The sequence below is a fragment of the Secundilactobacillus collinoides DSM 20515 = JCM 1123 genome (assembly GCF_001435975.1).
Lineage (GTDB): Bacteria > Bacillota > Bacilli > Lactobacillales > Lactobacillaceae > Secundilactobacillus > Secundilactobacillus collinoides.
Genome location: NZ_AYYR01000029.1, coordinates 40,347 through 51,544, shown reverse-complemented (window position 1 = coordinate 51,544; position 11,198 = coordinate 40,347). Strand labels below are relative to the sequence as shown.

Annotated in this window: 9 protein-coding genes and 1 other annotated feature; of the genes, 6 read left to right on the top strand and 3 right to left on the bottom strand. The window is 43.9% G+C overall.

Features of this window, described 5'->3' with window-relative positions:
- Nucleotides 1-570: 570 nt before the first annotated feature.
- From FC82_RS16460 to FC82_RS06110, 4 genes are all read left to right on the top strand, one after another.
- Nucleotides 571-1,461 (top strand): aldo/keto reductase, encoded by an 891-nt coding sequence (locus tag FC82_RS16460; RefSeq protein WP_082620231.1) that lies wholly within the window; start codon nucleotides 571-573, stop codon nucleotides 1,459-1,461.
- Nucleotides 1,462-1,768: 307 nt separating this feature from the next.
- Nucleotides 1,769-2,030 (top strand) — a binding site (T-box leader).
- Nucleotides 2,031-2,450: 420 nt separating this feature from the next.
- Nucleotides 2,451-3,266, top strand: coding sequence for a 2-keto-4-pentenoate hydratase (locus FC82_RS06120; protein ID WP_054759594.1), 816 nt, complete (start codon nucleotides 2,451-2,453; stop codon nucleotides 3,264-3,266).
- Between the two features lie 642 nt (nucleotides 3,267-3,908).
- Nucleotides 3,909-5,354 (top strand): amino acid ABC transporter substrate-binding protein/permease, encoded by a 1,446-nt coding sequence (locus tag FC82_RS06115; protein WP_056996491.1) that lies wholly within the window; start codon nucleotides 3,909-3,911, stop codon nucleotides 5,352-5,354.
- On the top strand, nucleotides 5,354-6,091 hold the full coding sequence (locus FC82_RS06110) for an amino acid ABC transporter ATP-binding protein (protein ID WP_054759593.1): 738 nt from the start codon (nucleotides 5,354-5,356) through the stop codon (nucleotides 6,089-6,091). Before FC82_RS06115 ends, FC82_RS06110 begins: the two co-directional genes overlap by 1 nt.
- A 387-nt stretch (nucleotides 6,092-6,478) precedes the next feature.
- Here the strand turns inward: FC82_RS06110 and FC82_RS06105 are convergent, their stop codons facing one another.
- On the bottom strand, nucleotides 6,479-7,456 hold the full coding sequence (locus tag FC82_RS06105) for a lipocalin-like domain-containing protein (RefSeq protein WP_054759591.1): 978 nt from the start codon (nucleotides 7,454-7,456) through the stop codon (nucleotides 6,479-6,481).
- A 153-nt stretch (nucleotides 7,457-7,609) separates the two neighbouring features.
- Between FC82_RS06105 and FC82_RS06100 the strand changes: the two genes are divergently transcribed.
- The gene (locus FC82_RS06100) at nucleotides 7,610-8,164 is read left to right on the top strand and encodes a TetR/AcrR family transcriptional regulator (RefSeq protein ID WP_056996490.1); all 555 of its coding nucleotides are present in this window, start codon (nucleotides 7,610-7,612) and stop codon (nucleotides 8,162-8,164) included.
- 87 nt (nucleotides 8,165-8,251) lie between these two features.
- Here FC82_RS06100 and FC82_RS06095 read toward each other — a convergent pair whose 3' ends face one another.
- Nucleotides 8,252-8,620, bottom strand: a complete 369-nt coding sequence (locus tag FC82_RS06095) for an iron-sulfur cluster biosynthesis family protein (protein ID WP_054759585.1) — start codon at nucleotides 8,618-8,620, stop codon at nucleotides 8,252-8,254.
- Between the two features lie 185 nt (nucleotides 8,621-8,805).
- On the opposite strand from FC82_RS06095, the gene FC82_RS06090 reads away from it, so the two are divergent.
- Nucleotides 8,806-9,645 (top strand): prephenate dehydratase, encoded by an 840-nt coding sequence (locus FC82_RS06090; RefSeq protein WP_056996489.1) that lies wholly within the window; start codon nucleotides 8,806-8,808, stop codon nucleotides 9,643-9,645.
- A gap of 323 nt (nucleotides 9,646-9,968) precedes the next feature.
- On the opposite strand, the gene FC82_RS06085 is transcribed toward FC82_RS06090, so the two are convergent.
- Nucleotides 9,969-10,961 carry a ketopantoate reductase family protein gene (locus FC82_RS06085; protein ID WP_054759583.1) on the bottom strand — a complete coding sequence of 331 codons (993 nt, stop codon included), beginning with the start codon at nucleotides 10,959-10,961 and terminating at the stop codon, nucleotides 9,969-9,971.
- Nucleotides 10,962-11,198: the final 237 nt, after the last annotated feature.

Sequence of the window (11,198 nt, the reverse complement as noted above, 5' to 3'; positions counted from 1 at the left end):
GCGTGATTTATTGTTAAAAGTATACCATGGAAGTGCGTCGGGCGCACGGCCACTATCAAAATCAAACCGCATAACATCGGTGTTGGAAGCGGATAAATGTCCCGTTTTCCAACAATATTTCTCTAGTAATGTGACCGTTTCATGACAGTTCACTTACTAAGAGTTAACAGAATACTACATAACTGTGACAATGAACAGTAAAAATATCGATTTATAAAAAAATAAACTATATCTGTAATTGACAACTCTTAGCTCAAAGCGTACGCTCGTGGCTGATAACCGCCATGCTGGGAATGAGCCGTGCCATTTTGTCATTACCACAAGAAAATCGTGGCACAAAACACTTTGAGAGGATTTAATGCCGCTTGATGGTCAAAAAGAAAGTTTGACATTCATTTTCTTGCCTTATTTTGGGGAACTTGTCTAACAAATAATCATGAAGGATCCCGCTGCTAGTCAACCACAACACATTCTAAGGCTGTCTCAAATCGTCTCATTACCAATTCACGGTTCACCTTAATCACATCAAAATTGCCTGCTAGCGATCAGAACATATGATTCGAAAGGGGAATAATTAAAATCGAAAACGAACATTATACGTTAAACAACGGCACCAAAATCCCCAAAATTGCGTTTGGTACTTGGCTCGTACCAAATAATGAAGCCGGCGCCCAAACGGTCACCACCGCCTTAACGGTTGGCTATCGTCACATTGATACAGCCGCTGTTTATGGGAATGAAGAAGCTGTCGGTCAGGGTATCCGTAACAGTAAGCTACCCAGAGAAGACCTGTTTATTACGACAAAACTTTGGAATGCTGACCAGGGGTACCAAAAAACTAAAATTGCATTTGAAAAATCACTCGAACGATTACAACTTGACTATGTTGACTTGTATCTGATTCATTCTCCCGCTGACCGTACGCCCTCTGAGCGGGAACAGGATACCGAATCGTGGCAGGCAATGGTCGATGAATATCCAACCCCTGATAATCCTGTTGATAATTGGTTTGAGAATGTGGCCAGCAGCTGGCAAGCCATGACAGAACTGTATCACGAAGGGAAAATCAAGGCACTGGGTGTCTCTAATTTTTATCCTGCCCACTTTGAACGCGTGTTTAAAAATGTCAGTGTTCAACCAATGGTCAATCAAATTAGATTGAATCCGAGTCAAGTATTACCGGAGACCGTTAAGTACGATGACGCTCATCAAATAATTACGGAGGCGTACAGTCCTTTTGGTCAGGGCCGATCCTTCAAAGTACCGCTATATCAAGAATTAGCTGCTAAATATCACAAAACTGTGTCTCAAATTCTATTGCGCTGGTCTCTCGATCATCAGTATTTGCCGCTTCCTAAAGCCGGCCATGAAGCTCATATGCGCGAAAATCTTAATGTGTTTGATTTTGATTTAACCCCCGAGGACATCAGTCGCCTAGATAGTTTGAACACTAAAAAGTAAGGGCCGATTATGACAATCTGAAATGTCTTTATTGTCCTCTGATTGCTAATGCTGGTTGAATGCGCTTTACCGTATTCAGCCAGCACGTGAATAAAATGAATCACCTGCTTGGCGATTGCCAAATTAAAGGTGATTCATTTTTTGTGGGCACACCTGCCAAAAATTAAAAATTTTTTTGTCAGTTCCAATCACCTGCTGTACAGGCATTTGTAATTAAAACGTTCTCACGTTTTCTAATCTTTTTGCCATTTAAGTGTTGACACCTCACCTAGCAGGGTGTAAATTAATGCCAATCATTAAATTTGAATGAAAGGCGTTGACGAGAAACATCAATTCCGTTTCGTAGGTAGAGAGCTGCTGGTTGGTGAAAAGCAGTGTACGAGCGAAGGCGATGATCATCTCTGAGCTACGTGCCGAAACCCTCGGGTGCATCACACTCGGGATGGAAGTAGAACACGTTGGGTGCACCCATTATCGTGCCAAGCGTATCGCAGTAATGCCGTACGTGAGAGGTAATTTCAGAAATGAGATTATAAAATAAGGTGGTACCACGTGAAAGCGTCCTTAATCGCAACTAGTTTGCGATTAAGGACGCTTTTTCGTCATTCAAATTAAAACTTCAGAATTTAAGGTGGTGAGGAAAAATGGAAGATGGCATTATGGCTTCAGACGATAAAAGCGACATTCAGATTATGAGCTTCAAACACATAGCTTCATTGTTAACACATAGTAACCGTTTCAACACATATCGTTTAACAGACACACATATCGTTTCAACACATATTGTTCCAACACTTAGCAACACACACATAGTTAATGAAGTGCCATTTCTCATAGAACCCGCCACAGCAGCATATAATTCCTGACTTACATATTCAGGATCGCGGCGAGCCACACATAGCAACACACATATTGCATCACCACATATTTCACATAGTAAATTTGTTAGCACATAACTTTATTACACATAACATACGGAGGTCTCGCCCATGAGTGAACAAGTATTAAACAAACAACAATTATCAGAAACTGAAGAAACTGTCGCAAACCAATTATTCGATGCCTACACGACCCACAAGCCATTAACGATGTCAGATTTCGATGGCAAATTAACCGATGAAGATTCTGCCTACCGCGTTCAACGCCGGTTAACTGAATTAAAGAACGAAGCAGTCGGCGGCTACAAAGTCTCTTTAACGAGCAAGCAGACGCAGGACATGTTCGATTCCGATAGCCCACTCTATGGTGCGCAGTTAACTAGTCATTTCGAACAATCACCCGTTACAGTCGCAGCTGACCAAGTCATGGATCCATTAGCCGAAGTTGAAATGCTCTTCACCGCTAAGGAAGACCTGTCAGCAAACGATTCACTAGAAGACCTGATGCGTAAAACAAAGGTTGCCCCGGCCGTTGAAGTGCCGGATTCACGCTTTGCTGACTGGTTCCCAAGCCTATCAAAGTACCTTGTCATGGCTGATGCCGCCGTTGGTGGTTACGTTGCATACGGTACAGAAGTTGATACCGACGCGTTATTTGAATCAGTTGATGATTTAGCAAACGTCCATTGCGAACTCTTCCACGATGGCAAGAAGCTGAAGGATGGCGCCTCGTCAGAAGTTCTCGGCAACCCACTGAAGTCATTGAAGTGGCTGGTTGAAAAACTCGAAGCACAAGGCATGCCTCTAAAAGCTGGCCAACGCGTCTCAAGTGGGACCTTCCTCCTGCCTGAATCACTGACCAAGGGTGAATGGAAAGCAACCTTTGATAAGGGTCTCGGCAACGTCTTACTTCACGTGAACCGTTAATTTCCAATCATTGATCTTAGTTCTGTCATTAATGAAAAACCTCCTTTAAAGAAATACGAGTTTCATCACACATACCAAGAACCAGCCCTGAGCGTTTAGTCGCGGGGCTGGTTTTGTTTTTGGCCTGGTGCAGAGCGGTATGGGGTTGTTTTTGTGCCTATTTATTTCAAATTCGGTTGGTTTGAAGGGTTGTTGGGGGATGCGGGCTGGTAGTGTGGTTTGATGCAATTTTTAGTCTTTTTCTTCATATATAGTTGTTTGTAGTTTATTGCCGCTGTGGTGGGTTTTGGGTTTTGGGTTTTGCGTTTTGCGTTTTGCGTTTTGGGTTTTGCGTTTTGCGTTTTGCGTTTTGCGTTTTGCGTTTTGCGTTTTGCGTTTTGCGTTTTGGTTTTTGAGGTGTTAGTTTACTTTGTGATGCTTGTTGTCCCTCATATTGCCTAAACGTGCTCCGAGGGGCAGAGGGCTACTGCATAAGCGACTTTCGGGGTAAAACCCAAGCCCAGGGTTTTACCCCGAAAGTCGCTTATGCTCCGCCCTCTAACCGCCCCTCCTCCGCACTCTATACTTTATTAAGATTTTCTGTTAAACTTTAGAAAGTCACAATGTAACATAACGTTACATAGTTAAGGAGGAACACTAGTTATGAAACGAAAGATGTGGGCGGTGTTGACGACACTTGCCGTTTTCTTTGCGTGCTTAGTCACGTTTAATTTGTCAGCCACCCCGGCCAAGGCCGAAACGACTTACACGATTGGGACTGACGTTACCTTTCCCCCGTTTGAATTTGCCAACAAGCAAAACAAATACGTTGGGATCGACATGGATCTGATTCGGGCCATTGCCAAGAATCAGAGATTCAAAGTCAAAATCAAACCGGTGGGCTTCAACGCTGCCGTTCAGTCTGTGCAGTCCGGCCAATTGGACGGTGTGATCGCCGGCATGAGTATCACTAAGGAACGGGAAGCAACCTTTGACTTCTCGAAACCCTACTTCACGTCTGGGGTTGTTATGGCTGTTGCTAAAAACAGTAAAATCACCAAACTCAGTCAGTTGAAGGGCAAAAAGGTTGCCGTCAAGACTGGGACTTCCGGTGCCGACTATGCGAACAGTATCAAAAACAAATACGGCTTTAAAGTTGTCACGTTTGATGACTCTAATAATATGTACGAAGATGTTATGACTGGTAATTCGGCGGCCTGTTTTGAAGACTCGCCCGTTATGCGTTATGGTATCAAACAGGGTACTAAGTTAAAAATTGTGACCAAGCCTGCCGAAAATGGCTCATACGGGTTTGCGGTCGAAAAAGGCCACAACCAAAAATTGCTTAAATCCTTCAACAAAGGTTTAGCTAATTTGAAAGCTAATGGTCAGTACAAAAAGATCACTGAGAAATACTTAGGCAAGGACGCCTCAAAGGACACTGACAGTACTTCAGACAACAGTTTTTTCGGTCTGATCAAACAAAACAAGTCAGCCCTTTGGAGTGGGTTTAAAGAGACCCTCTGGCTAACCGTTGTTTCTATTATATTTGCAACTATTTTCGGGGTGCTCGTCGGCCTGATGGGTGTCTTCCCGAATAAATTCTTAAACGGCCTCTCAACCACCCTGATTTACATTTTCCGGGGCTTGCCACTACTGGTTCTCGCACTCTTTATCTACACTGGGATTCCAAGTCTCACTGGCCAGAAGATTCCCGCATTTGTTGCCGGGATCATTACGCTGATGTTTAATGAAGGTGCGTACATCGCGGCCTTCGTAAAGGGTGGTATCAATGCTGTGGATACTGGGCAAATGGAAGCGGCCCGCAGTCTGGGCTTACCGTTTGGACGAGCGATGCGCAAGGTCATCTTGCCACAGGGGATCCGCATCATGGTACCTTCCTTCATTAACCAGTTCATCATTACCCTGAAAGATACATCGATTCTCTCGATCATTGGGATTCTTGAGTTGACCCAAACCGGGAAGATTATTATCGCCCGTAACCTGCAAGGGTTTAAAGTTTGGACGATCATCGCAATCATCTACCTTGTTGTTATCACGCTGTTAACGTGGTTATCAAACTGGGTACAAAAAAGGAGTAAGCTATAATGAGCACTAGATTAAAAGTAACGGATCTCGTGAAAACTTATGGTGATAACGAAGTACTGAAGGGCATCAACCTTGAAGTGCAGAACAATGAAGTTGTGGTCATCATCGGCCCCTCTGGTTCTGGAAAGAGTACGCTACTGCGAACCCTCAACAAGCTAGAAGCCCCGACCTCAGGTTCCATTGTGATCGATGGTTACGATATTGCCGATCCGAAAACGGATATTAATAAAGTACGGGAAAACATTGGCATGGTGTTCCAACACTTTAACCTGTTTAACAACATGACGGTTGGCGAAAACATTATGCTGGCGCCTACGGAACTGAAAAAGTCGGATAAGACAGCGGCTGAAAAACAAGCAAAGCAGCTGCTAGCCACTGTTGGCTTGGAAGAAAAATTCGACGCTCGTGTCCAATCCCTGTCCGGTGGCCAGGAACAACGTGTCGCCATCGCCCGTGCGCTTGCAATGAACCCTGATATCATGTTGTTTGATGAACCTACATCTGCCTTGGACCCAGAGATGGTCGGCGATGTGCTGGAAGTTATGAAGACGTTAGCCAAACAAGGCATGACCATGGTCGTAGTGACCCACGAAATGGGTTTTGCTAAGGAAGTGGCTGATCGCGTCATCTTCGTTGATGATGGCAACATTCAGGAACAGGGCACGCCGGAAGAGATCTTCGACCACCCGAAGCATCCGCGTTTGCAGGATTTCTTGAACAAGGTATTGAATGTATAAAAATGTCACAAGTAGTGTTCAATGGGCGTAGCATAGGTTACTCTGACCGAGTGGCTTTGGCTGCGCCCTTTTTTCGGAAACTTTTTTATACGGGGGTCATGCCCAACACTAATCACTGGCACTTTCGACTTACTGTCAGCATGTGCAATAATTGGTCGTGCGAAGGTTTAACCCTTTATTGCCGTACTGAAACTAGCTGATTTGTCGTGTCTTGGTTGCCAGATGTCACTTTCGTGGAGCGTCTTTTCTTTAAATTTACACACGTGATTAACAATTCTATTTCCAATAAACCACCTAATAGAGCAGCTCACTAAATAAGAGGCCTATGGAAAAATACAATCATTTTTCCATAGGTCTCTTTCTCTAAGCATTCATCAAGAAATCGAGTTAATCACCACAAAGATCATTGATCATTTCGACAACGCAGTATTTTGATATTTTATGCTGCCGAAAAGTCCCTGTAACTCCACATAAATTTTGGCATCCGCCCAATTTCGCGTGCTCTTGATAAAATTCAGTATCGACTATTAGCGTTCTTAAAGACAAGTTCAAATCGATCTCATCAATTCGAATATCAATTATTTCCGGATAACTGTTACCCGTTTTCTGGCTTTTCCAAATGTTATTATAGGTCACGGAAATTGGCATTGTTTCTTGCATCCCATTCTCCTCAACAACAGTGGCAAAAGCGTTACGATTTTCTGATGTATAATAGTCCCAAAGTGAAATTGAACAGGTGCCTTTGTTATTTAATGGCAACCCAAGCCACAACCAGGCAGCATTATTCATCTCACCCCGGTTTGGTGCCGTGGTTACCCACTGTTTATCAAACCATGCGGTACCATCACTTAACTCATACGTTTCATTGTTCATTGTAACGGCGCCTGTTACACTCATGTTTGGGTAGGCAAACTCATGTGAGTCTGAACCAACTAGCGGTAACAGCCCGGTTGTACCGTTATACAAAGTCGTGTCGGGTTTCAGATGGACGTGAACACCTCCGTCCTGAATTTGGAGTTGTAAATCAAAACCATCACGATAACTTCCAGAAAAGCTCCCGATTGAGGAAACTACTTCGACCTCATTTTCAGAGATTTTTTTAATGGAAATCGGTTTAGGCTTTGCCAATTCGGAAAGGCTGTAGTTATCGGTTGCGTTCAATAGCAACAGTTCAGCAAAATTAACAGAAATTGGACCCATTTTCATCGTCTGTTGATGCCACATAAATCCAAGCTGCTTGCCATCAGCCTCAAAGGCACAATTAACATACCAAGAATCTGATGGTGCTTTGGATATCGGTCCAACGTCTGTTTTGTGGTCAACAAAAATTGGTAAGCCTTCATTTAATCTAGTGTTTTTAGTCATCGTAATACTTCCTTTCAAGCTTATTAATTATCATGGTTCAAAATATAATCGTTTCAACCACAACCAACAATCATTAAACACACCGTTTTGTCGCTTAATCGACAATTCGAAAATACTGTTGTCTGGGAGGCAATACAGAAATGGAGACAAAGAATGATCGACGGTCTCGCAAAACACAAAAACTCATTTTTGACACGTTTACAGGGTTACTACAAAAAAAAAGATTTCGCAAAGATATCAATAAAAGATATTACGGATCAGGCTGATGTTAATCGATCCACTTTTTATATTCACTTTGAAGACAAGTATGATTTATTAAACAAATATTTAGCGTTTCAAACCTTAGATTTTTCCAGTTACGCTGTGCAAATACACGCCAATATTCCTCAAAAAAGAATCCAAGAATTAATGACACTTATTTTTTCGTATTTTGATTCAAAGCATGAACTATTCGAAATACTATTTAATAATGAAAACGAAAAATATTTTTTACCGCCTTTTCAAGTCAAAATCAAAGAAATTCTAGACGACACCTTGAGTTGGACTAATAAGGACGTTTTATATCAACAAGTAGATTTAATTTTCATTTCTTCCGCGTTAGCATCAGCCATTAAATGGTGGTTGCAAAATCCAAATTCACTGTCTATTCAGCAGATTGCATCGCACGTCACGGAATTATTTGCGCGATTCACAGAAAAACCCCACTAAGACATTTTTAAAAAAATTAGTGCTCCGGACAAAATCCAAAATTGAATTTTGTCCGGAGCACTTTGATGATACTTTAAATCAAACAGTTTATTTTGCCTCAGTCACTACGTCAGGATGATCGATAATCTCAACGTTACTGTCCAACACCCCTACCGCTGAAGAGAGTTGAATTAAGCCAAAGTGACTTAGCGTTAGTTTAGGATTTTCATTCAGGTAATTGTCAGCATAGCTTTTGATCAGTACGTTGCCAGCCGGACTGGTAAGCGTCTCATCGTAAACGGGGTCAACAGCATCATTTGAAACGATCAGGAACCGAAAACTCACATCCAGTGAACAAACGCCCACCTTAGAATAACGGCCCACACCATCGTCAAAATCAAGGATCAGCTGATCACCCGGTGCGAGGTGGTTTGCCAATCGTGTCTGGACATCCTGTGTCATTTCAAGTCTTGTCATACGTGATTCCCCCTTTGATGCAACTATTCTGCCACGATTCATGGCGGGTGTAAATTAAGTTGCTCTGGGTCGCGACCTGTGTTGTAATGAAGGTATTAGAAATTAATTGAAACGACAAGGTTGTTATCGGTTACAGACCAAATGGCCTTATTTCGTGCGTTGCTCATAAGAAAGAAGTGTCCTTCATGAAATTATCCGTACTAGGTCCAGCCGGCACCTTCACGGACGCAGCCGCTCAAGTCTTCATTGCGCGCCATCCTGAATTAAATATCGAACCCGATTATCACCCGACTTTTGATTTGGTTTACAACTCTGTGGTCCCAGACGGCTTGGGCCTGCTCCCCTTAGAAAACCAATTAGACGGCTTCGTTCAAGCTACCCTGCAACGCCTGCAGGTCGCTGACGTCACTGAAATTGGCGAGGTCACCGTCCCCGTTAACTTCGGGTTGGCGGCCAAGGTTGATGACCTGGCCAAAATCAACCGTATCTACGTCCAGTTCAAGACCGAGGGTCAGTGTCAAAACTTACTGGCAAACCTGCCCCAGGCTGAAATCATCACCACCTCAAGCAACATGACATCACTGGAAAAACTCCAGGCCGGACAGAACGGTGACGCAGCCATTATTCCGCAATCACAAATGACAGCTCTGGATTTCCCGCTGATGCAGGATAACGTTGCCGACCAGGATGATAACGCCACACGCTTTATTATCTTTAAGAAGCAGCCCGCATCATTAGTCGCACCAGAAGCCACTGAAGCTCCAGATACGGCCTTTAAGTTCCCAATGTTCATTACACCCCCAACGGAACAACCAGGCGTCCTGCGCGAAATTTTGAACCATTTGGCGGACGCCGGTTTGAACTTGGTCACGATCATGTCCTTGCCAACGCGGCAAAAAATTGGAATCTATTCCTTTTATATCGAAGTATCAGGCACCTTTGACCAAAAGGAGACCTTGTTTGACACCCTCGGTAAAATGGCAAAGGCTTACACGGTGCATCCACTAGGGTTCTACGCCGTATAATCTTGATTTTTCACAAAAAACGCCCACGCAATCAGACGACTGCATGGGCGTTTTATTATTTCTATTTGTTATTTCCAAAGGAGATGTTGCAATTAACGGTATGAAAACTAACTGAACGATGTCTAGGTCACTGAAGATAATGTCTAAACTCACAACTGGTGCAGAAAGCTTCGCTCGCACTGAATGGCAGACAGTCACGAACGGATTCTCTACAAACCAGCGTTTATTATCTTTTGCTTCTTAACCATGGTTCGCGGCTAGTTCACATGGGGCGGCTTACAAGGTACGCATCCACCCGCTCACAGGCTTAAGTGATTAAGCCTTTAAAGCACAGCTTCGGTCTTCTCAGCAGCTTCCTCACGTGCCTTCTTTTCGTTAGCACGGTGGTATTCAGACAAGTGAACCAGGTTGGTCAAGAAGATGTGGGTCTTAGCTTCGTAGTGGTATTTGCGTCCAAGTTCAGCAATGTACCCGTTGATGTAGTCAACTTCGGTTGGCCGGTCGTGGCTCATATCTTGGTACATAGATGGGTAGTGTAATGGCATATCGATCCGGGTGTTGTGGTCCAAAGCGGCCATTTCTTCGTCACGGTCAGAAACCAGTGTGATGCCGGCACGGGCACAGATATCGTAGGCTTCGTCGATCAATTGACGGCCGAGATCGTAGGCCCGGTCAGAGTTCCCGAATTCACCCATGGTGATACCAAACAAGGTACAGATGGTGTTGATAACGGAGTTGAAGATAACTTTAGTCATCAACGTCCCCTTAAAGTTGGTCTTTAGTGATGGGTGCATCTGAGCCTTGTCGAGTTCATCGAAGAGGCGGTGTGTCATTTCATCCGGCTTTTCAGTGTAGTTGGCCATGTTCATCATGCCGGCACCACGTTCGCCAATGAAGTCAACGTCGCCAGGGCCGTTCAAAACAGTAGCAATCAGGGCTGTCCCGGCAATGATCTTGTCGTCGGCAAAGTACTTTTGCAATTTTTCGATATGGCCCATCCCGTTCATGCAGGTAAAGGCGTATTGGTTTGGCTTGAAGAAGTGCGCACAACGCTTCAAGAAGTCTTCGAGCTGCATCTGCTTAACAAAGAATATGTACATGTCAGGATCATCATCATAAGTTTCCGGGGTCTCCAATTTAATTGGGGTCAAATGGCGATCTTTATGGTCGCGAGAAACGTAAACGCCGCCCTGTTCGCGAATTTTATCAATATTTGGTTGCCACGTATCGATAAAGGTGACATCGTTGCCAGCCTCCTGTAACAAAATCCCATAACGTAAACCCATAGCTCCGGCACCAATCATTGCAAATTTCATTAAGATCACACTCCATTTTTTTATTTTTGATGAGAAAAAGCGCCCTTAATCAACATTTCTGTTAACTAAGGGCGCTTCTGCGCTGTACCACCTTTGTTCGCAACGTCTTCGCAGACGTCACCTTTTCGCGTACGGCCCCGGGGCGATACGCTAGTACTGTAAGGGGTACGACCCATGGACACTCAATCTTCGCATCCACTGCTCGGCGGTTACTTTCACCTTAACTTGACGGTCCCT

Excerpts from the sequence above, each read along its gene's own strand:
- FC82_RS06090 (WP_056996489.1), top strand. The coding sequence starts at position 8,806 with ATGAAATTATCCGTACTAGGTCCAGCCGGCACCTTCACGGACGCAGCC.
- FC82_RS06105 (WP_054759591.1), bottom strand. The coding sequence starts at position 7,456 with ATGACTAAAAACACTAGATTAAATGAAGGCTTACCAATTTTTGTTGAC.
- FC82_RS06095 (WP_054759585.1), bottom strand. The coding sequence starts at position 8,620 with ATGACAAGACTTGAAATGACACAGGATGTCCAGACACGATTGGCAAAC.
- FC82_RS06085 (WP_054759583.1), bottom strand. The coding sequence starts at position 10,961 with ATGAAATTTGCAATGATTGGTGCCGGAGCTATGGGTTTACGTTATGGG.
- FC82_RS06120 (WP_054759594.1), top strand. The coding sequence starts at position 2,451 with ATGAGTGAACAAGTATTAAACAAACAACAATTATCAGAAACTGAAGAA.
- FC82_RS06100 (WP_056996490.1), top strand. The coding sequence starts at position 7,610 with ATGATCGACGGTCTCGCAAAACACAAAAACTCATTTTTGACACGTTTA.
- FC82_RS06115 (WP_056996491.1), top strand. The coding sequence starts at position 3,909 with ATGAAACGAAAGATGTGGGCGGTGTTGACGACACTTGCCGTTTTCTTT.
- FC82_RS06110 (WP_054759593.1), top strand. The coding sequence starts at position 5,354 with ATGAGCACTAGATTAAAAGTAACGGATCTCGTGAAAACTTATGGTGAT.